This window comes from Mycobacterium scrofulaceum (assembly GCF_002086735.1).
Taxonomy (GTDB): Bacteria; Actinomycetota; Actinomycetes; order Mycobacteriales; family Mycobacteriaceae; genus Mycobacterium; species Mycobacterium scrofulaceum.
On sequence record NZ_MVIJ01000045.1, the window covers coordinates 1 to 21135 of the forward strand.

Consider the following 21135-nt stretch of genomic DNA (forward strand, 5'->3'; position numbering starts at 1 on the left):
CCGCCCCCCCCGCCCCCCCCCCCCCCCCCCCCCCCCCCCCCCCACCCTGAGCATCACCCCGCCGCCGCACACCCCCCAGCCCTTCAGCGGTTCACCGGGGTGGAACCCGCCCCCACCCAAACGGCGCAACCCCTGGCCCATCATCGCCGCCGTCGCCGCGGTGCTCGTCGTCATCGTGGGCGGCGTGGGCATCTGGCTCGTCGTGCGGCCCAAGCCGGCGCCGCCTCCCGACCCGATCCCGGCCGAGCGCCTCAACGCACTGCTGCTCGGCGCTTCCAACATCAACGCGGTGATGGGCTCCTCGACGATGGAGCCCGGCAAGCCCATTCAGGCCATGGACACCTCGTCGCTGACGGTGTCACAGCCCGATTGCCAGGGTGCGCTCTACACCACCCAGAGCAGGGTGTACGCGGGCACCGGTTACTCGGCGGTGAGCGGCCTGGTGTCGTCGGAGCCGGGAGACAACTACGACCACTGGGTCAACCAGGCGGTCGTCCTTTTCCCCTCCGCCGACAAGGCCAAGGACTTCCTGCAGACCTCGGCGGGGAAGTGGAAGGGCTGCGCGGGCAAGACGGTGACGGTCACCAACAAGGGCAAGACCTATCGGTGGACGTTCGAGCAGGTGCAAGGCGTTCCCCCCAAGATCGCCGTGCTGGAAACCCAGGAAGGCGCCGACGGCTGGGAGTGCCAGCGCGCCATGAGCGCGGCCAACAACGTGGTCGTCGACGTCAACGCCTGCGGGTACCACATCGTCGATCAGGGCACCCAGATCGTCGACAAGATCGTCGAGAAGGTCAACAACGTATAGCACGAAAATGCAAGCAGCGCTTAACTATTGGATGTCGGGCCCCTGTGCGCGCAAGTCGTCGACCGCGGACATGGCGCTCCGCAACTTGGCCAGCCATTCCTCGGCGTGTTCACCGACCAGCCTGACCGACCACGCCAGTGCGTCGGCGCGGGACCGGGCCACGCCGGCGTCGACCAACGTGTCGAGCACCTGCCGTTCCGGTTGCTTCAAGCGTGTCATCACCGGTACGGCGATGTGCGTGAACAGGATTCGCTCCACGCCGGCCTTGGAGCCGACCTCGACGCCCCAGGAGACCTTGCGGCCGTAGCGGTCCTGGGCTTCGTCGGCGATATGCATTCGCTCCGAACGGGTTTCCTCGCGGAAGCGCGAAGCGCGTCCTGCCGCCCGGGCCTCGCTCTCCTCGTTCTCCGAGCCCGCGAGTTCGGGCAACCGTCCGATGACCGTGATTTCTTCGCGGTCGACGACCACCGTCGGGTCGCCGTCGAACCAACCTTCGGGCAGACGCCCGGCGAACCACTCCGCGGCGTCGCTGGCGTCGGGTTGCTGGGCCTGTTGCCAGCCCCCGGGGCGGCCGTAACGCCGGCCGTGCGCGTGATGGGATTTCATAATTACATGATTACATCGTTACAACCGCAACGGAATGGGTTTCGCGGGCCGCGAACGCGATCACGGCACCTCGGGGTGCATCGCGAGTTCCCGGCGACCGCGCGCAAAGGTCCGTCCAAGTGCGCAAAACCCGTTGATCTGGGCTGATCGAAGTTGTATTTTTGGTAGCGAAGCAGGCCCGGAACGACCAATTCGAAGCGCCGGAAGTCAGGGTAGTAAACCGGCCGCGTAGGACCCGCGCATGACGGAGCCCACGCCCCCTAGAGTCGTCCGGGCCTGCCCATGTCCGCCGGCTCGGGCGTCAGTCGCCGTCGAACCCGTCGCCCCGGCGGATCCGGAAGAGTTTGACCTCGTTCTTGATGCCCTTGAGTCGGCGCGCGCCGGCGAACGACCCACTGAACTCGCCGGAGTCGCCGACCGCCTCCCAGACCGAGTCCGCCGCGAGCACGGTGCCCGGGCGTGCCACGCCGGTGACCCGGCTCGCGACGTTGACGGGGCTGCCGAACCAGTCGCCCGCCCGGCTCACCGCCATGCCGGAGGCCACGCCCGCCCGCAGGCGCGGGAAGTCGTTGTCGGTGTCGACGGCGTCCACGAGCTTCACCACGACGTCGAGCATGGGCAGCGGCTCGGGGCACACGAACATCACCGCGTCGCCGATCGTCTTGATGAACCGCACGGGCGGGACGGTGACGTCGCGGGCCAGGACGGCCAGCCGGTTGGCCAGATGTCCCAACTCCTCGGCCGACACCGCCTCCCCGATCCGGGTGAAGCCGACGAGGTCGGCGAAGGCCACGGTGATCTGGCGGGCTCCCGGCAGCGGCTTGCCGGCGGCGCGCTCCGCGGCGTTGACCGCTTCGGTCTCCATCATGTGGCGCAGTTGCATGAACAGCATCTGTTGGATCATCGGGCCGAGCTCGGGCGCGATTTCGCCGACCAAAGCCTTTGACGCCTTGGCGATTTCGAGCTCCGTCGCGCCGGGGCGCATGATCGCCGAAAGCGCGGTGTACCGCATCACCTCGGCCGCGCGCGACAAACCTTCGGCGAGCACCCGGACGACCAGCACCACCTGCTCCGGGTCCAGGCCCAGCTCGACGAAACGCTGGGCGTAGGCGGCGGCTTCGCCGTCGGCGCGCATGTGGATGATCGCATCGGGGTCGTCGACCCTGGCCAGACCGATGGCGCGCTGCACTCGTTGCAGCAGGTCCAGGTCGATGCCGTGGGTCTCGCTGATCTCCCGGGCCGATACGTAGGTGCCGTCGTCGCCGATGAGGTGGCGGGTGGCCAGCAGCAACGGCGGATTGGTCGCCCTGATCTCGTCCGGGGTGATGCCCTGCCCGATCAGCCACTCCACCAATTGCGCCCGCTCGGTGCGCGCGCGGCCCTCGAGTCCGTCGAGCAGGTCGTCGTCCACTTCGCCAACGTACAACGGGGCGCGCGAAGCGGGTCGGCGCCGGTAGGGCGCGTCATGATGTCGCGTGATGAGGTGAAGCGATGATGAGCGCGCCAGTGCGGCGGGGATTCCCGCCGGTCGTCGACGAACACGCCACGATACTGATCCTGGGTTCGTTTCCCAGCGCGCGATCGCTGGCGGTGGGCCAGTACTACGCCAATCCGCGAAATGCGTTCTGGCCGATCACCGGCGAGCTGCTCGGGTTCGACGCCGCCGCCCCCTACGAAACCCGGCTGGCCGCGCTGCGGTCGGCCGGCGTGGCCCTCTGGGACGTGTTGCGAGCGTGCCGGCGCGCCGGCAGCGCGGATTCGGCTATCGAACCGAAAAGCTTGGTGCCCAACGATTTCGGTCGACTGTTCGCGTCCTACCCCGCGATCACGCGGGTGTACTTCAACGGCGCGAAGGCCGCCGAGCTGTACCGCAGGCTAGCCGGGGCCGACGAGCAGGTCGAGTATCGCCGGCTGCCTTCGACCAGCCCCGCGCACGCCGTCCGGCCGGGAGTGAAGCTGGCGGCCTGGCGGGAAATCTCCGTGCCGGCGTCATGACACCGGCGGTCGACGGTGAGCCCACGGGCGCGCGGATTCGATCTGCGCGGCCAACGACAACAGCGTCGCTTCGTCGTAGGGACGCCCCACCAGCTGCACGGCGATCGGCAGCCCGTCACCGTCGAAGTCCCACGGCACGGCCGCGGCGGGCTGTCCCGTCAGGTTCCACACCTGCTGGAAGGGGACGCGCTGCGCCACCGCCAGCAGTGTCCACACCGCGCCGCGGCGTTGGTAGGCGCCGATGCGGGAGGGCCCCGTCGCGTTGCCCGGCGTGACGACCACGTCGACGTCGTCGAAGATCGACTGAATGCGGGCGCTGACGGCCGGCTCCGCGTCCCGAAGGGCAACCATCCGGCGGTCCGAGAAGAACGAACCGGCGTGCGCCAGATTGCGGGTGCGCGCTTCGAGACGCTCGGGATGAGCCAGCGAATCGGCGTCGTCGCTGATGCCCCGCAGATAACGGGGCAGGTAGTTGGTCATGATGGCCGACGGCGGATAGTCCGGGTCGGCGTCGACGACGTCATGGCCGAGCTCGCGCAGCAGCGCGCCGGCCTGCTCGACCGCCGTGAGCTCCTCCTTACCGATCCGGACGGGAAGCGGCGTTGGGACCTTGGTGCTCAAGGCGATCCGCAGGCGGCCGGGTTCCCGCGTCGCCGCGGCCACGAACTCGCCCTCCGGCCCCGGCACCGTTGATGTCGCATCGAGGAACAGTGCGGCATCGAGCACCGACCGGGCCAACGGGCCGTTGACGCTCAGCCCGTGCCACGCGTCGTCGTGCGGCTCCAGCGACACCCGATCCCGTTGCGGCTTGACACCGAACAGGCCGCACCAGATGGCCGGGATGCGGATCGAGCCGCCACCGTCGGACCCCAGCGCCAGCGGCGCCAGCCCGGCGGCCACCGCGGCGGCGCTGCCGCCGCTGCTGCCGCCCGGGGTCCGCCTGAGGTCCCAGGGATTGCGGGTCGCGCCGAAGGTCAACGACTCGGTGTAGGGAAACATCATCAGTTCGGGCACATTGGTTTTGCCGAGGATGACGGCGCCCGCGGCGCGCAACCGGCGGACCACCTCCGCGTCGGAGGTCGCGGCCGGGCGGTGCCCACCGCTGCCGTACGTCGTCACCTCACCGGCGACGTCGACGTCGTCCTTGATCGCGATCGGCACCCCGAGAAGCGGCAGCCGCTCACCGGCGTCCAGGCGTTCCTGCGCGACGGCCGCCTCGTAGCGCGCGCTGTCGGAGAGCACCACGCGGTAACAGCGCAGCTGGCTGTCCAGTCGCGCGATGCGTTCCAGATAGATCTCGAGCAGTTCCGGCGCGGTGAGTTCGCCGTCGGCCAGCATCCGTGCCTGAGCGGCCGCGCCGGCAAAAGCCACATCGCGGGCCACGTCGCGAGCGTCCACCGCGGCAGCGTATCCCCCATGCCGGCGCGGCCAGTACCGTGGGCGACATGTCCTGCGTGTTCTGTGCGATCGTCGCCGGGGCGGCCCCGGCCATCCGGATCTGCGAAGACGACGACTACCTGGCCATCCTCGACATCCGCCCGTTCACCCGCGGGCACACCCTGGTCATCCCCAAACGGCACAGTGTCGACCTCACCGATACGCCGCCGGAGACGCTGGCCGGGATGGTCACGGTCGGCCAACGGATCGCCCGGGCCGCTCGCGCGACGGAATTGGCCGACGCGACCAACATCGCCATCAACGACGGCAGCGCCGCCTTTCAGACGGTCTTCCACATCCACCTGCACGTGCTGCCCCGGCGCAACGGCGACAAGCTGTCGGTCGCCAAGGGGATGCTGCTGCGGCGCGACCCCGATCGGGACGCGACCGCCCAGATTCTGCGTTCGGCGCTGGCCCGCATCGACGCCAGCCAGTAGCCGAGCGGATCGCGGCCCGGGGCACTGGTCACCCGGCGGCTGTCACAACCTGGGCAAGCATCCCACGGCATTGACCCTGAACCTGGCGCGGCGGTTTATTCTCCACTAGCGCGCGGTGAACACCGATAGCTCACCGCACGGCGCGGATCGGCTGGAGCGGCGATGAAACCGTGGGCGGAAAAACCCTGGCGGTGGTTCAGGCTGCCGCCTCGCCTCGGTTGGTCCGTCGTGGGCGCGTACGCGGTGGCGGCCGCGCTGGTCATCGCCTCCTCGATGGCCGGCTGGAAAGGCGCCTACGCCAGCAGACCGGTCGACGAAATCGCCCTGGCAATGTGCCTGCTGTTCGCCGCGGTGTGTGCCGGCTACGCGGCCCGATTCGCGTCCCCGCGACACAGATACGGATGGCTGGCGCTGGTGATGGCCCTGCTGGGCTGGGCGGCGGGTGAGGTCATCTGGTCCGTTTACGACGTGCGGCCCGAGCTGGCGCACGCCACCCATCCGGCCGCGTCCGAGATCGTGCTGCTGCTCTGGCCGTTCGGCGCCTTCACGTCCTTGGTGCTGTTGTCGCGGTTCTCCCGCCACAGTCCGCGACGGCTGGTCCTGGACGGTCTCATCGTGGCGACGTCGTTGTTCGTCGTGTCGTGGGTGTTCGTCCTGGACCAGCAGCTGCGCCACGACAGTGAGTCGCGGGCGACGACGGTGGCCGAGATCTTCAACGACGTCGTCCTGCTGACGACCGCCATCCTGATGCTGTCCCGGGGGCGTCCCGGCGACGAGCCGAGCCGCAACCTGCTGGCCGGCGGCGTGGCGACGATCAGCATCTCCGACATCGCGATGGTGTTCAAGAGCGGGATCGGCAGCTACCAGGTCAGCGATCTGGTGGACCTGGGCCGAGTGGGCGGGCTGGGCATGCTCGCACTGGCCGCGTTGTCCAGCGTCTACGAGCCCCTCGTGCCGTTTTCGCGCGACGACGAAATCCGGTCGCGTACCCGGCTGTGGCTGCCCTATCTGCCCTTGCTGGTCGCCGCGGCCGTCGGGTTGGGCCACGCCGTGGGTTTGATGGCGCACGGGCCGTTGCTCGCCGCGCTCGGAATCCTGGTGGCCGCGGTGCTCGTGCGGCAGTTCGTCGTGCTGATGGAGAACCAGAGCCTGCTGTCCGAGGTGGCGCGGGAAGCGTTCCGCGACAGCCTTACCGGCCTGGCCAACCGGGCGTACTTCCTGGACCGGCTGGAACAGGCCGTCGCCCGGCAGAGCTGCGACATAGCGCCCATCGCGGTGTTGTGCCTCGATCTCGACAATTTCAAAGCGGTCAACGATGCCCTGGGCCACCCGGCCGGTGACGAACTTCTGGTCCGGGTCGCCGGCCGGCTCACCGCCACCCTGGGCGACGACAAGTGCGTCATCGCCCGCCTCGGTGGCGACGAATTCGCCGTGGTCATCGAGGGTCCCATCGAGGAATCGCACGCGGCGGCCCATCGCGTCCTCGAGGCGTTCCACGCCCCGATCCTGGTCGACGGCGTTCCCATACCGGTCCGACCGAGTGTGGGATACACGGTGGCCACCGCCTCGTCGGATTGCAGCGTCGAACAACTTCTCCGGCACGCCGACTTGGCCATGTACACCGCCAAACGCGAAGGCGGCCAGTGTGTTCGCACCTTCGTGCCCGATCTGCCGCTCTCCTACTCGTTTCCGGCCGCCCGGGCCGCGGAGTCGCCCCCGACGGTCACCGAGGCGGGCACCGACCCGCTGCTGAGGCGGGCCGGTGACGCCGCGACGTCGATACCGGCGCAACGGCAAGCGCAACGACCGGCGCATAGACAAGAGGGCGTCGACGGCGTCCGGTGGCCCCCGACGACGATCCGGATCGTCCTCGCGGTCTTGACGATCGGCGTCGTCTCCTTCGCCGTCACCAGCGCCCTCGCCCCGAACGCCAGCCACAGCGTCTTCTTCGCCAAATCGCTGTATTCGGCGTTGAACCTCCTGGCGGCCGGGCTGATCGCCGTCCGCGCATACCGCCTCAAGGCCGACCGGCTCGCGTGGTCCCTGATCGCGGCGGGCATGGCGTTGTCGGCGCTCGGCGACGTCGTCTACGCGGTATGGGTGCCGAGCGCTCAGTCACCGTCCGTGGCCGATCCCGAATACCTGGCCTTTTATCCGTTCGTCTATGCCGGGATCTTGCTGCTGATGCGATCCAGCCTGAAGCGGGTGCCGATGCCCATCCGCATCGATTCCCTGGTGTGCGCGTTGGCGGTGGCCGCGCTGGCCGCGGCGCTGCATGCCGGGCCCATGCACGCCGCCGCGGCCCGGGTTCCGGCGACGGTACTGGTGGGCCTCGTATACCCGTGGGGCGATCTGGTGCTGCTGGCCCTGGCCGTCAGCATGTTGCCAATCCTGGGGTGGCGCAGCGAGTTTCGCTGGGGCTTTCTCGTCGTCGGGCTGGTCGGCTTCGCCGTCGCGGACACGGCCTACCTGTTCCAGACATCGGCGGGCTCGTACCGGGTGGGCAGCCCGCTCGACGCGCTCTGGCCGGCCTCGTCGCTGCTGGTCGCGATAGCCAGCTGGGCGCGTTGGTCGTCGGCGGCTCCGGCGCAGCGGCGCGGACTCGGCTCCTACGCGGTTCCCGTGACGTGCACCATCGTGGCGCTCGGGGTCGCCATCCTGGGGCACGATTCACGGCTGGCTTCGACGCTCGCCGCGCTCAGCCTCGTCGCGGTCGCCGCGCGGTTCTCGGTGACCTTCCGCGACGTCAGCTTGCTGGCCGAGAGCCACCTGCAGGCCATGACCGACAAACTGACGACCCTGCCCAACCGGCGGTCACTGGCGACGGCGCTGACCGAGCTGTCGGCTTCCGCGTCGAACGCCCGGGGGCCATCGCATCGTGCGCTGCTTTTGCTCAACCTTGACAAGCTGCGGGAGATCAACCAATCGGTCGGTCGCCACTTCGGAGATGAACTGTTGTGGCACATCGCAAATCGCCTCGTGCACAGTGTGCGGCGCGATGATCTGCTCGCGCGGGTGAGCGACGAGGAGTTCGCCATCCTGCTCGGCGAGGGGTCGGACCTCGTCGCCGCCCGCGCCCAGGCCGGTCGGTTGCTCGAGGGTATGAGGATCCCGTTCGAGTTGGACGCGATCAGCGTGAAAATCGACGCCTCCATCGCCATTGCGCTGTATCCCGACCATTGCGACCATCCGCAGGAACTGTTGAACCGGGCCGAGGCGACGATTCCGCACGCGAAGTCGGCCCTCAGCAGGATCGCGGTGTACGAGTCCGGCTTCGAGATGGATCGCGACCACGACCCCAACCTCGTCGGGGAGTTGCGCGCCGCGCTGATCGACGGCGACCAGTTGACCGTGCATTACCAGCCCAAGGTCAACGCGACCGACGGAAGCGTCCACAGCGTCGAGGCGCTGCTGCGCTGGCAGCACCCCGACCGCGGGCTGCTGCTGCCGGAGGAGTTCCTGCCGGCCGCCGAACGTGCCGGCTTGATGCGGACGCTGGCCAACCGCACCATCAACCTCACGCTCGAGCAGGTCCGGTCGTGGCGTGACCAGGGCATTCCGCTGACGGTCGCCGTGAACCTGTCGACCACGAACCTGCTCGACCTCGACCTCGCGGTCACCATCGAGCGACTGCTGCGGACCCACGGCTTACCCCCCGACGCCTTGATCGTCGAGATCACCGAGAGCGCCCTCGTGGATTCGGACCGGTCCCGCAACACCGTCGCCGCTCTGCAGCTTCTCGGCGTTCGCATCTCGCTGGACGACTACGGCACCGGATGGTCCTCGCTGGCGCGCCTGCAGGACGTCTCGGTCGACGAGCTCAAACTCGACAGGCGATTCGTGGCGCGGCTGGCCCAGGACCCACGGTCGGTCGCCATCGTGCAGTCCACCGTGGATCTGGCGCAGAACCTGGGCGCCGACCTGGTCGCCGAGGGGGTCGAAGACGAAGTCACCCTGACCGCGCTGCGGCGTTACGGCTGCACGATCACCCAGGGTTTCGTGCACAGCCCGCCGCTGCCGCCCGAAGACCTGCGGCGCTGGGTCACCGCCAGGACCGCCACCGCGGGCCGCGTCGATTCCGAGCGGTCGGCACTGACGGACTGACCGTCAGAACAACTCCTTGGCGAGCAATTCCAGGGTGGCCACCCGCGCCGGCGCGGTGGACGGGGCCGTGCCGCGGCGCGCGGAGGCCACCGGGTTGACCATCACCTCGTCCACGTCGAACCGTCGGGCGAGCTCCCGCACCTGTTCGGCGGCCTCGGCCGGCGTACCCAGGACCGCACGCCGCAGCCCGCTCTCCACGATGTGCTGCTGCGGCGTCAGCTCCGCACGTTCGGCCTCCTCGACCAGCGGCACCGGCCCGAGCGGTTGCCCGGTGCGCAGCTTTGCCATCATCTGCAGATTGGGCAGCATCAAAGCCGTTGCCTCGTCACGAGTTTCGGCGACCGCTGCGTTCACCGTCAGGAACGTCAGGGGTTCGGGCGTCAGGGAGCTGGGCCGGAAGCGGGAGCGGTAGACCTCGAGCGCCTCTTCGGTTCCGTGGCCGGAGAAGTGATGCGCGAACACGTACGGCAGCCCCTTGGCGGCGGCCAAGTGCGCTGAGTACATCGACGAGCCGAGCAGCCACAGCCGCGGTTCGCCGGCGGCGGCCGGGGTGGCCTTGAGCCGGTAGTCGCCCGAGCGCAGCGGCACCACCACGCCGCGCGCGCTCATCAGCGCCGCCACGTCGTCGAGGTATTCCGGGAACTTCTCGATGTCTTCGTCGCCGCGGCTGGCGCGCAGGGCGTACGACGTGACCGGGTCGGAGCCGGGCGCTCGGCCGATGCCCAGGTCGATGCGGCCCGGGGCGGCGGCCTCCAGCAGCGCGAATTGCTCGGCCACCGCCAGCGGCGCGTGATTGGGCAGCATGACGCCGCCGGACCCGAGGCGCAGCTGCGAGGTTTGCGCGGCCAGATAGGCGATCAGGACCGGCGGGCTGGTCGCGCCGACGGACGGCATGTTGTGGTGCTCGGCGACCCAGTAGCGCGTGAAACCGAGCCGGTCCGCGGCCTGCGCCAGCCGCACGGTCGCCGCGAGCGCATCGCCGGTCGTCTGGTCCGTGCGCACCGGGACGAGATCAAGGACGGAAAGACGCACGCAGGCGTCAACGCCGGAGCCCGCGCGAACGTTCCCGGCCTTCTCGCGAGCAGACACAAAATCGCACGCCCGCCCGGCCTATCGGGTGATTTTGCGTCTGCTCGGCCGAAGGACTGTCAGTAATCCTTCAGCGTGATCGAGCTGACGATGCGGTCGAAGACCTCCTGCGGTATCGGCGCCCCGCCCGGGATGTTGTCGACGACCAGCCATTGATTGCGCTTGACGTAGTCGTTGAACTCCTTGTGATAGTTCGCGAAACCGAGCTCGTAGTCGTCACCCGCGGCGGCGAGTTCGCCGGCCAGGATGTAGGCGCCCAGCAGCGCCACGCTGGTGCCCTGACCCGACAACGGCGAGCAGCAATATGCTGCGTCGCCGACCAGCGCGACCCTGCCCTGCGACCAGCGGTCCATCTTGATCTGCGACATCTCGTCGAAGTAGAAATCCGGCGCGCCGCGCAGGTATTGCAGCAGTTGGGGCCGCACCCAGCCGTCGTCGGCCATCCGCCGCTCCAACTCGGCGAACTGCGCCTCGGTGTCGCGGTAGTCGATCCGCAAATCGGTGTCCATGAAACCCAACATGGCCCGGGCCTCGGTGTTGTTGCGGGCGCTGTAGACACCGGCCATCGAGTGATCCCCGTAGTGCCAGGTCTGCCAGTAGTCCAGGTCCAGGAAATTGGGCACGGTGAAGATCGCCGCGTGGGTGCCCAGCCTTTCGATGAATTGCTCCTCGGCGCCGAACACCAACCCGCGCACGTTGGAGTGCAGTCCGTCGGCACCGATGACCAGGTCGAAGCTGCGTGCGGGGGCGCGCTGGAACGTCACGTGCACGGCGGCGCCGTCGTCGTCCAGGCCGGTGATGGTGTCGTCGAAGAGGTATTGGGCCGTCCATTGGCTTGCGCCGTAGAGCAATTCGACCAGGTCATCGCGCAAGAGCTCGACGTCGGGACTATCGATGGGCCCGCCGGTCGGCGTGGCCTCGGTGTCGCGCGACAGTTCGTTACCGTCGCGGTCGACGACGGAGGCGCCGCGGATTTGCGTCTTTCGTTTCTGGGCGGCGGCCAGCAGCCCCATGCGTTCCAGCACCCCCAGCGCCGGGCCGCGCACGTCGATCGCCTGACCGCCCGGCCGCGGCCCGGGGTGTCGCTCCACCACGGTGACCGAATAGCCGTGCCGCCCAAGCCAATAAGCCGCCGTCGCACCGGCCACGCTGGCGCCGGACACCAGAACGTCAGTCACTTGATCCCTGCCAGCCTTTTCGCGTCGCGGAAAACGTCGTCGAGCATTGCTGGTGTCAACCTACCGGTAAACATGTTTTGCTGGCTCGGGTGGTAGCAGCCGAGTAACCGCACTCCGGGCGCGAATTGCGCGACCACCCCGTGGCCGAACCGCGGTTTGCGCATCGCGGACGCGCCCGGCAGCCGCAGCGCGATTTGCCAGGCGAACCCGCCCAACGCCACGATCGTGCGCACGTGCCCGGACACCAGCCGCCATTCGGCCTCCAGCCACGGCCAGCAGGTGTCACGCTCCAGCGGTGTCGGGGCATTGGCCGGAGGCGCGCACCGCACCGGTGCCACGATGCGAACCTGCCTCGCGCGCAACCCATCCGCGGCGTCCACGCTGGTCGGTTGATTCACCAGCCCGGCGCGGTGCAGCGCCGCGTAGAGCTGATCGCCGGATCGGTCGCCGGTGAACATGCGTCCGGTCCGGTTGGCGCCGTGCGCGGCGGGCGCCAACCCGACGATCAACAGCCGGGGCCGCTCCGACCCGAAGCCCGGCACCGGCCGGCCCCAATACGGCTGGTCGGCGAAGGCGCGGCGCTTGAGGACGGCGACGTCCTCGCGCCAGTCGACGAGCCTCGGGCACGCGCGGCAGACGCTGACCAGGGCGTCGAGTTCGGGTATCGACGTGGTCGCGCGGGCCAGCGCGGCCGCCTGTGCGGCGTCGGCGGCCGCGGCGGTCTGCGGGGTCGCCGGATCGCCCGGCCATCCGGTCCCGGGCACCACGGGAGAATCGAACGGCTGACCGGTACGCGGGTGGACAAGCACATGAACATCCTGCAGTCGGCCGGTGGTCGACGGCCGAACGCCCCGAATATTCGGTGGTCGCGCGGCGGGCCAGCGGCTACATTCTCCCCGGGATACCCATGAGCCATCCGAGCCGCGGCCCGGCGTTTCTGATCCTGTCCGCCACACTGCTGGCGACGACGGGTACCGGCATTTCGATCATCGCGTTCCCCTGGCTGGCGCTGCAGCACCATGACCGCGCACGCGACGCGTCGATCGTGGCCGCCGCCATGACGCTCCCGTTGGTGCTGTCCACGCTGGTCGCCGGCACCGCGGTCGACTTTTTCGGGCGTCGCCTGATTTCGCTGGTTTCCGATTCCCTGTCCTGTGCGGCGGTGGCCGCCGTCCCGCTGACCGCCCGGCTGTTCGGTGTGGACGCGATCAACGTCGCCGAGCTGGCGGTGCTGGCCTTCTGCGCGGCCGCGTTCGACCCGGCCGGGACGACGGCGCGGCAGTCGATGCTGCCGGAGGCCGCCGCGCGCGCGGGCTGGTCGCTGGACCGCACCAACAGTGTCTACGAGGCCATCCTCAACCTGGCGTACATCGTGGGCCCGGGCATCGGCGGCCTGATGATCGCCACGGTCGGCGGCGTGAACACGATGTGGGTCACGGCGGGTTGCTTCGGTGCGTCCCTGTTGGCGATTGGCGCGCTGCGGCTCGAGGGCGCCGGCAAGCCGTACCATGCAAACCGACCCGAGGGGTTGATGTCCGGCATCGCCGAAGGGCTGCGGTTCGTCTGGAACCTGCGGGTGCTGCGAACGCTCGGCCTGATCGACCTGGCCGTGACCGCCCTTTATCTGCCGATGGAAAGCGTGCTGTTCCCAAAGTATTTCGCCGACCGGCATCAGCCCGCACAGCTGGGTTGGGCGCTGATGGCGCTCGGGGTCGGCGGCGTCGCGGGCGCGCTGGGCTACGCGGTGCTGTCGAGACACACCCGCCGGCGGACGGCCGTGCTGACGGCGACCCTCACCTTCGGCGCGGCGACGGTGGGCATCGCCTTCCTGCCGCCGCTGCCGGTGATCCTGCTGCTGTGCGCGGTGACCGGCCTGGTGTACGGGCCGATCCAGCCCATCTACAACTACGTCATGCAGACCCGCGCGCCGCACCGATTGCGCGGCCGGGTGGTCGGGGTGATGACCGGCCTGATGTACGCCGCGGGGCCGTTGGGATTGCTGGTGGCCGGCCCGCTCGCCGATGCCGGCGGGTTGACGGTCACATTCCTCGCCTTGGCGGTGCCGATCCTGCTGATCGGGCTGATCGCCGTGCGGCTGCCGTCGCTGCGCGAATTGGACCGCGCGCCAGAGTTCGAAGCGCCCCGGCATTCGCCGCTGTGATTCGTCAGTCACCGAGGATTCTGCGCCTTACTGTTCGAATTCCTCGTCGGTGAGCAGTCCCCGCCGAGCATCGGGTCCTGTTGGGTCTGCGCCGCCCGCATCGCGCCGCGCGCCTGCTGTGGCGTCTCGGCTCGGTGCCGCGTCATCTCCTCGCGAAACGTGGCGGGATCGGCAATGGCTTGGCGGAGAACATCGGTCATCGTCATGCCGATCACCTGAGCGCCCGCCAGGTCGGGGCGGGCCGCGGTCACGGCGTCGATCTCCACATCGGCCGTGGCGCCCGGCCGGTGGTCGGGTTGAACGCGGCCGTGATCCTCGGGGTGGCACCAGCGGCAAGATCGCTATACAGCGCTGGCGGGCTCGTAGGATCGGGTCGTGAATGCTGATGTCCTGGCGAGCCTGATCGCCGACCTTCCCGACGGGATGGTGGTCACCGACCCGACCGTCACCGAGGGCTATCGCCAGGACCGCGCCTTCGACCCGTCCGCCGGCAAGCCCTTGGCGGTGGTCCGACCGCGGTGCACCGAGGACGTGCAGGCGGTGCTGCGCTGGGCCTGTGCGCACGGAGTGCCGGTCGTGACCCGGGGAGCCGGCAGCGGCCTGTCCGGCGGGGCGACGGCGCTGGACAACGGCATCGTGCTGTCGACGGAGAAGATGCGCGACATCACCGTCGACCCCGTCACCCGCACCGCGGTGTGCCAGCCCGGTTTGTTCAACGCCGAGGTCAAGGAGGCCGCCGCCGAGCACGGCCTGTGGTACCCGCCCGACCCGTCGTCGTTCGAGATCTGCAGCATCGGCGGCAACATCGCCACCAACGCCGGCGGCCTGTGTTGTGTGAAGTACGGCGTCACCACCGACTACGTGCTGGGCATGCAGGTGGTGCTGGCCGACGGTACGGCGGTCCGGCTCGGCGGCCCCCGTTTGAAGGACGTGGCCGGGCTTTCGCTGACCAAGCTCTTCGTCGGCAGCGAAGGCACCCTGGGCGTCGTCACCGAGGTCACGCTGCGCCTGGTGCCCAAGCAGAACGCATCCAGCATCGTCGTGGCCTCCTTCGCAACCGTCGAGGCGGCCGTCGATGCGGTTCTCGGGGTCACCGCGCGGCTGCGCCCGTCCATGCTGGAGTTCATGGACGCGGTGGCCATCAACGCCGTCGAGGACACCCTGCGCATGGACCTGGACCGCGGGGCGGCCGCCATGCTGGTGGCCGGCTCCGACGAACGGGGGCGCGCGGGCTCACAAGACGCCGAGATCATGGCCGCCGTGTTCGCGGAATGCGGTGCGGTGGAGGTGTTTTCGACCGATGACCCCGACGAGGGCGAGGCTTTCGTCGCCGCGCGCCGGTTCTGCATTCCCGCGGTCGAGGCGAAGGGGTCGCTGCTACTCGAGGATGTCGGGGTGCCGCTGCCGGCGCTGGGCCGGTTGGTCACCGGCATCGCGGACATCGCGGCCGAACGCGACCTGACCATCTCGGTCATCGCCCACGCCGGCGACGGCAACACGCACCCGTTGATCGTGTACGACCCCGCGGACGCCGCGATGACGGAGCGGGCCCATCTCGCCTTCGGCGAGATCATGGACCTGGCCGTGGGACTCGGCGGCACGATCACCGGCGAGCACGGCGTCGGCCGGCTGAAGCGGCCGTGGCTGGCCGGCTATCTCGGGCCCGAGGTGATGGATCTCAACCGGCGCATCAAGCAGGCCCTGGACCCCCAGGGCATCCTGAACCCCGGCGCCGGCATCTAGTTCCGTTCCTGCCCGAGCGCCCGGCCGGCCGGGCACCTGCTGCCGAGCGCCCGGCCAGCCGGGCACTGAGGCACCGGGCCGGCCGCGGGCATTGACATCTGAGCCGCATTGTCGTACCAATGAGACATGGCTGCGATTATGTCTCACGGTGCGCCTGCCGTCTTCGAGTTGGCCACCGCCGACACCTGGGCGAATCCGTGGCCGATGTACCGGGCGCTTCGCGACCGGGATCCGGTGCACCACGTCGTCCCGACCAACCGGCCCGAGCACGACTACTACGTGCTATCCTGGCACGCCGACGTATGGGCCGCGGCGCGCGATCACGAGACCTTCTCCTCCGCGCAGGGGTTGACCGTCACCTACGGCGACCTGGAAATGATTGGACTGCAAGACAATCCACCGTTCGTCATGCAGGACCCGCCGGTACACACCGAGTTTCGCAAACTGGTGTCGCGCGGCTTCACGCCCCGACAGGTGGAGGCGGTGGAGCCCAAGGTGCGCGAGTTCGTCGTCGAACGCATCGAGCGATTGCGCGCGGCCGGCGGCGGCGACATCGTCACCGAGCTGTTCAAACCGCTGCCGTCGATGGTCGTCGCGCACTACCTCGGCGTTCCCGAAGCGGATAGGACCCAATTCGACCGGTGGACGGACGTGATCGTCGCCGCCAACACCGCGGACGGCGGCCTGGAAGCTGGATTAGCCGGGGCGCTGGAGACGGTGGGCGACGCGGTCGGGTCGATGATGGCCTACTTCACTCACTTGATCGAACGCCGCCGCACCGAACCCGGGGACGACACCATCTCGCACCTGGTATCTGCCGGAATCGGCAGCAGCGGCGGGGCCGGCGACATCGCCGGCACGCTGTCGATACTGGCGTTCACGTTCACCATGGTCACCGGCGGCAACGACACCACCACCGGAATGCTGGGCGGGTCAATGCCTTTGCTGCATCAGCGGCCCGACCAGCGGCGGCTTCTCGTCGACGATTTGGCGTTGGTCCCCGACGCCGTCGAGGAGCTGCTGCGGCTGACCTCGCCGGTGCAGGGGCTGGCCCGAACCACCACCCGCGACGTGACGATCGGCGACACCACCATCCCCGCCGGTCGCAAAGTGTTCCTGCTGTATGGGTCGGCCAACCGCGACGAGCGCCAATACGGGCCGAACGCGGGCGAACTCGACGTCACCCGCTGCCCGCGCAACATCCTGACCTTCAGCCACGGCGCACACCACTGCCTGGGCGCGGCGGCCGCGCGGATGCAATCCCGCGTCGCGCTGACCGAACTGCTCACCCGCTGCCCGGATTTCGAGGTCGACGAGTCCGCGATCGTATGGTCGGGCGGCAGTTACGTGCGCCGCCCGTTGTCGGTACCGATCCGGGTGAAGTCCTGATGCCGAACGACTGGCTGGGCGCGAACCGCAGCGAAGCGGCCGTCGACCGGATCCTCGACGCGGCCGAGCGGCTCTACACCGAGCGCGACCAGGCTTCGATCGGCATGAACGAAATCGCCAGAGCCGCAGGCTGTTCCCGCGCGACGCTGTACCGGTACTTCGAGAACCGCGAGGCGCTGCGGACCGCCTACGTGCACCGCGAAACCCGTCGGCTCAGCCGCGCGATCAAGGAGCAGATTGGCGGGATCGACGATCCCCGGGAACGGCTCGTCGCGAGCATCGTCGCCACGCTGGGGATGGTGCGCGGCAGCCGCGCGTTGGCGTCGTGGTTCGCCGTTACCCGACCCCCGATCGGTGCCGAGGTGGCCGGGCAGTCCGAGGTGATCACCGCGCTGGCCGCCGCGTTCGTCGGCTCGCTCGGCCCCGAAGACCCCGCCGTCGTGGAGCGACGGGCGCGCTGGGTGGTGCGCGTGATCACGTCGCTGTTGCAGTTTCCCGGCCGAGACGACGCCGACGAGCGCGCGATGATCGAAGAGTTCGTCGCGCCGATCGTGACACCGGTTTCCGCGCGCGGCTAGCGCGTGGCGCTCAGGTCCGCACGCGGGTGAAGCGGTGCAGCAGCCAGGCCAGCGGAATGGTCAGCAGCATCGTCGCGAGAAAAAGGTTCAGCATCGAACCGGTGTAGACGTGGGCGCGCACGATGTAGACCATGGCGAATTCCATGGTGATCAGGTGGATCAGGAAGATCTCATAGGAGATCTCCCCCAGCCACACCATCGGCCGCGTCGCCAGCAACCGCCAATACCAACCCTGATCCCCCAGCGCCAGTGGCGCCACCGCGAGCGCGGCGATCACGGCGTAGAAGCACGTCTTGAACAAGGCCTCGCTCAGCGTGGCCGGCGACGTGGTGGGCGCGCCGGCGATGGGGGTGGAGACGATGAAGTAGCAGACGACGGCCAGCGGTATGGCGACGAACGCGTAGCCGCGCACGCCCATCGCCTGCAGCACGGCCAGCAACATTCCGGCGAGGAACCAGGCCAGGTAGGTGGGCAGCCAGAGCCGCGCGCCGTCGGGAAACCAGTGATCGGTGTGCACGAGGATCAGCCAGGCCGGGCTGATCAGGGTCGAACCGGCCAGCGCGCCCAGCAGCAGCCTCGGCCGCCACCGCCGGCGGCAGACGAGCACCAGCAACACGTATGCCAGCAGCGGGAGCAGCACGTAGAAGGACGCTTCGACCGCGAGGCTCCACATCTGGGTCAGGCCCTGATGCAGGTACTTGCCCAGATAGCCGTTGCAGTAGATCTGCGTCAGCGTCAGGTTGCGCACCAGCCCGAGCCAGGTGTGCCCGGGGTTGGGTCCCGCCTCCCGGAAGTGGTACAGCACGTAGGCGAACAGCACGGTGATGACGTAGGCCGGCATGATGCGGCGAACCCGGTGCCGCGCATAGCGGCTCAGCGACGGGGGCGGCGCGCCGGTGGCGGCCGATTTCAGCCACGGGCGGAACAGCAGGAAGCCGGACAGCACGAAGAAGATCGGCACGCCGATCTCCATGCGGGAGCCGACCAGCCCCCAATAGCCGTGCGTGTACTTGCCCGTGGTGTAGGCGGCGTGCGTGCCGACGACGAGAAGGGCGGCGACGGCGCGGATTCCGGTCAGCGACGCGACCCGGTCGACGTGGGCGGTCTGCTCCAGTCCGCCCTGGGCGTCTTGTTCTTCGGACAGGGTCATCCGGAGTGTTTCCTGCGCGGCTTTCCGCCGTCACGGCCGCGCGGCTTGGTCGCCGACCGATCGGGCTGAAGGTTGATCAGCACGCCTGAGATGCGGGTGCGCTCGAGCTTTTTCAGCGTCGAGGGGGACAACTTGGCCGGCAGCTCCACCAGCGAGAAGTCCGGGCCGATGGCGATGTGGCCGAAATCGCTGCGATGCAGGCCCCCCTCGTTGGCGATGGCGCCGACGATCGCGCCCGGGCCCACCTTGTGCCGCTTTCCGACGGCGATGCGATATGTGGTGAAGGGCCGTGATTGCCTTGGCTTTTCGGGGCGCTCGCGATATTCGGCGTGCCGCTCGCGGCGTTCACGCGGCGGCTCGGGTGTCATCAGGAACTCTTCGCCGTCGCGGGACTGCAGCGCCAGCGCCGCGGCGATGTCGGCCAACGGGACGTCGTGTTCGCGTTCGTAGTCCTCGACCAGCTTGCGGAACAACTCGATGCCCGGACTGCCCAGTGCGGCGGTGATGGAATCGGCGAACTTCGCCACCCGCTGGGCGTTGACGTCCTCGACGGTGGGCAGCTCGGCCTCGGTGAGCGTTTGCCGCGTGGCCTTTTCGATCGCCTTGAGCAGGTGGCGTTCCCGGGGGGAGACGAACAACAGCGCGGTCCCCGAGCGGCCGGCCCGGCCGGTGCGACCGATGCGATGCACGTAGGACTCGGTGTCGTGTGGGATGTCGTAGTTGAGCACGTGCGATATCCGCTCCACGTCGAGCCCACGCGCGGCCACGTCGGTGGCGACCAGGATGTCGATACCGCCGTCCTTCAGCGCGGCGACGGTCCGTTCGCGCTGGCCTTGTGGGATGTCGCCGTTGATGGCGGCGGCGGAAAACCCTCGGGCGCGCAGCCTTTCGGCGACCTCCTCGGTGGCCTGCTTGGTGCGCACGAAGACGATCATCGCCTCGAACGGCTCCACTTCGAGGACCCGGGTCAGCGCATCCATCTTGCGCGGGCCGGCGACCTGAATGTATCGCTGCGAAATGTTCTCGGCGGTGGCGGTTTTGGCTTTGGTGCTGACTTCGAGCGGATCGTGCAGGTACTTGGTGGTCAGCTTGCGGATCGCGGGCGGCATGGTCGCCGAGAACAGGGCCACCTGTTTGTATTCCGGCGTCTCGGACAGGATGCGGTCGACTTCTTCGGCGAAACCCATGGTGAGCATCTCGTCGGCCTCGTCGAGGACCAGGTAGTCGACGTGGGACAGGTCCAGCGTTCCGCGCTCGAGGTGGTCGATGACCCGGCCGGGAGTGCCGACCACCACCTGGGCACCGCGCCGCAGCCCGGCCAGCTGGACCGTGTAGGAGGAGCCGCCGTAGATCGGCAGCACGTTGACCTTCGGCAGGTGTGCCCCGTACCGGCTGAACGCCTCGGCGACCTGCAGCGCCAGCTCCCGGGTGGGCGCCAGCACCAGCGCCTGGGTCGCCTTGTTGGCGACGTCGATCTTGGACAGGATCGGGATCGCGAAGGCCGCGGTCTTGCCGGTGCCGGTCTGCGCCAGCCCGACGACGTCCGAGCCCGCCATCAGCGCGGGAATCGTCGCGGCCTGGATGCCCGTGGGTGACTCGTAGCCGACGTCGGCGATCGCCCGCAGGACGGAGGGGTGTATCTGCAGGTCGGCAAACGTCGTAGAGGCAGCCTCGGGCGAGCTGTCCGGGAGGGTCATCGTCCAAGGAGTCTAGTGGTCTTGGTCGGATCGTCGGTGGGGGAACCTGAGCGCCGCGGGGCGCGTGATCATGAGCACAGCCGCGCCGGGTCCGGCCATGCCTGTCACACCCGCGCGGGCGGTGACGGTACGGTGCCCGATGTGTGGTCGCTACCCCGCCGTACCGGGCCACTGACCGGCCCGGCCGCCGTCGCTCTGCTCGCCCTGACGTTGACCGGGTGTGGTTCGGGGGACTCCACGGTCGCGAAGACGCCGCAGGCCACGACGACCACCGAGACCCCGTCCATCACCGCCCCGGCGCAGCCCTCGGGCGCCGCCGCGCCGCCCGGCAGCCTCGCCCCGCCGGCCGACCCGTGCGCGGTCAACCTCGCTTCGCCCGTCATCGCGAAGGTGGTCTCGGAGTTGCCCCGCGATCCGCGCAGCCAGCAACCGTGGAACCCCGAGCCGCTGGCCGGCAACTACAACCAGTGCGCCCAGCTGTCGGCGGTGATCGTCAAGGCGAACACCAACGCCGTCAACCCCACCACCCGCGCGGTGTTGTTCCATCTCGGGCAGTTCATCCCGCAGGGCGTGCCCGACACCTACGGGTTCAACGGGGTCGACCCCGCCCAGACCACCGGGGACACGGTGGCGCTGACCTATCCCAGCGGCATCAACGGGTTGAACACCGACGTGCGATTCCACTGGAACGGCAACGGCGTCGAGCTGATCGGTAACGCTCCGGGCCGCTAGGCGTCTCGGCGAGACCCTTTGCCGTCGGTCC

General features: G+C 69.1%; 18 protein-coding genes. 9 read left to right on the forward strand and 9 right to left on the reverse strand.

What is annotated here, in order from left to right; all coding sequences use genetic code 11:
• Positions 1–808: sensor domain-containing protein (locus BST44_RS22910; RefSeq protein WP_244184910.1), on the forward strand; the 808-nt coding region annotated here is incomplete at its 5' end.
• Positions 809–832: 24 nt separating this feature from the next.
• Here BST44_RS22910 and abmR read toward each other — a convergent pair.
• Both abmR and BST44_RS22920 read right to left on the reverse strand, forming a co-directional pair.
• Positions 833–1414, reverse strand: a complete 582-nt coding sequence (gene abmR, locus BST44_RS22915; RefSeq protein WP_083179373.1) for an ATP-binding transcription factor AbmR — start codon at positions 1412–1414, stop codon at positions 833–835.
• A gap of 301 nt (positions 1415–1715) precedes the next feature.
• Entirely contained in the window at positions 1716–2840 is a 1125-nt protein-coding gene (locus BST44_RS22920) for an adenylate/guanylate cyclase domain-containing protein (protein ID WP_083179374.1), read from the reverse strand.
• A 68-nt stretch (positions 2841–2908) separates the two neighbouring features.
• On the opposite strand from BST44_RS22920, the gene BST44_RS22925 reads away from it, so the two are divergent.
• A complete protein-coding gene (locus tag BST44_RS22925; protein WP_083179395.1) occupies positions 2909–3409 on the forward strand; it encodes a DNA-deoxyinosine glycosylase in 501 nt (166 codons plus the stop codon).
• Here BST44_RS22925 and BST44_RS22930 read toward each other — a convergent pair.
• Positions 3404–4792, reverse strand: coding sequence for an amidase (locus tag BST44_RS22930; RefSeq protein ID WP_142274657.1), 1389 nt, complete (start codon positions 4790–4792; stop codon positions 3404–3406). The genes BST44_RS22925 and BST44_RS22930 overlap by 6 nt on opposite strands.
• 62 nt (positions 4793–4854) lie before the next feature.
• Here BST44_RS22930 and BST44_RS22935 point away from each other — a divergent pair, with 62 nt between their 5' ends.
• Together BST44_RS22935 and BST44_RS22940 are read left to right on the forward strand one after the other, a co-directional pair.
• A complete protein-coding gene (locus BST44_RS22935) occupies positions 4855–5283 on the forward strand; it encodes an HIT family protein (protein WP_083179396.1) in 429 nt (142 codons plus the stop codon).
• Between the two features lie 273 nt (positions 5284–5556).
• Positions 5557–9387, forward strand: a complete 3831-nt coding sequence (locus BST44_RS22940) for a bifunctional diguanylate cyclase/phosphodiesterase (RefSeq protein WP_244184912.1) — start codon at positions 5557–5559, stop codon at positions 9385–9387.
• A 3-nt stretch (positions 9388–9390) separates the two neighbouring features.
• On the opposite strand, the gene BST44_RS22945 is transcribed toward BST44_RS22940, so the two are convergent.
• The 3 genes from BST44_RS22945 to BST44_RS22955 form a co-directional block, all read right to left on the reverse strand.
• Positions 9391–10419 carry an LLM class flavin-dependent oxidoreductase gene (locus BST44_RS22945; protein WP_083179377.1) on the reverse strand — a complete coding sequence of 343 codons (1029 nt, stop codon included), beginning with the start codon at positions 10417–10419 and terminating at the stop codon, positions 9391–9393.
• Positions 10420–10535: 116 nt separating this feature from the next.
• On the reverse strand, positions 10536–11654 hold the full coding sequence (locus BST44_RS22950) for an FAD-binding protein (RefSeq protein ID WP_083179378.1): 1119 nt from the start codon (positions 11652–11654) through the stop codon (positions 10536–10538).
• The gene (locus tag BST44_RS22955) at positions 11651–12478 is read right to left on the reverse strand and encodes a uracil-DNA glycosylase (RefSeq protein WP_083179398.1); all 828 of its coding nucleotides are present in this window, start codon (positions 12476–12478) and stop codon (positions 11651–11653) included. The genes BST44_RS22950 and BST44_RS22955 overlap by 4 nt, the downstream gene beginning before the upstream one ends.
• An 83-nt stretch (positions 12479–12561) precedes the next feature.
• Between BST44_RS22955 and tap the strand changes: the two genes are divergently transcribed.
• On the forward strand, positions 12562–13815 hold the full coding sequence (tap, locus tag BST44_RS22960) for a multidrug efflux MFS transporter Tap (RefSeq protein WP_083179397.1): 1254 nt from the start codon (positions 12562–12564) through the stop codon (positions 13813–13815).
• A gap of 8 nt (positions 13816–13823) precedes the next feature.
• Here the strand turns inward: tap and BST44_RS22965 are convergent, their stop codons facing one another.
• Positions 13824–14081: a hypothetical protein gene (locus BST44_RS22965; RefSeq protein ID WP_083179379.1), complete on the reverse strand. Its 258-nt coding sequence runs from the start codon at positions 14079–14081 to the stop codon at positions 13824–13826.
• Between the two features lie 109 nt (positions 14082–14190).
• On the opposite strand from BST44_RS22965, the gene BST44_RS22970 reads away from it, so the two are divergent.
• The 3 genes from BST44_RS22970 (at position 14191) to BST44_RS22980 (ending at position 17525) form a co-directional block, all read left to right on the forward strand.
• On the forward strand, positions 14191–15558 hold the full coding sequence (locus BST44_RS22970; RefSeq protein WP_083179380.1) for an FAD-binding oxidoreductase: 1368 nt from the start codon (positions 14191–14193) through the stop codon (positions 15556–15558).
• A gap of 126 nt (positions 15559–15684) precedes the next feature.
• A complete protein-coding gene (locus BST44_RS22975; protein WP_167380247.1) occupies positions 15685–16947 on the forward strand; it encodes a cytochrome P450 in 1263 nt (420 codons plus the stop codon).
• On the forward strand, positions 16947–17525 hold the full coding sequence (locus BST44_RS22980) for a TetR/AcrR family transcriptional regulator (RefSeq protein WP_083179381.1): 579 nt from the start codon (positions 16947–16949) through the stop codon (positions 17523–17525). The genes BST44_RS22975 and BST44_RS22980 overlap by 1 nt, the downstream gene beginning before the upstream one ends.
• A gap of 10 nt (positions 17526–17535) precedes the next feature.
• Here BST44_RS22980 and BST44_RS22985 read toward each other — a convergent pair whose 3' ends face one another.
• On the reverse strand, positions 17536–18675 hold the full coding sequence (locus tag BST44_RS22985) for an acyltransferase family protein (RefSeq protein ID WP_083179382.1): 1140 nt from the start codon (positions 18673–18675) through the stop codon (positions 17536–17538).
• The gene (locus tag BST44_RS22990) at positions 18672–20372 is read right to left on the reverse strand and encodes a DEAD/DEAH box helicase (RefSeq protein ID WP_083179383.1); all 1701 of its coding nucleotides are present in this window, start codon (positions 20370–20372) and stop codon (positions 18672–18674) included. The genes BST44_RS22985 and BST44_RS22990 overlap by 4 nt, the downstream gene beginning before the upstream one ends.
• 132 nt (positions 20373–20504) lie before the next feature.
• Here BST44_RS22990 and BST44_RS22995 point away from each other — a divergent pair, with 132 nt between their 5' ends.
• A complete protein-coding gene (locus BST44_RS22995) occupies positions 20505–21104 on the forward strand; it encodes an LppP/LprE family lipoprotein (protein ID WP_083179400.1) in 600 nt (199 codons plus the stop codon).
• Positions 21105–21135 lie beyond the last annotated feature (31 nt).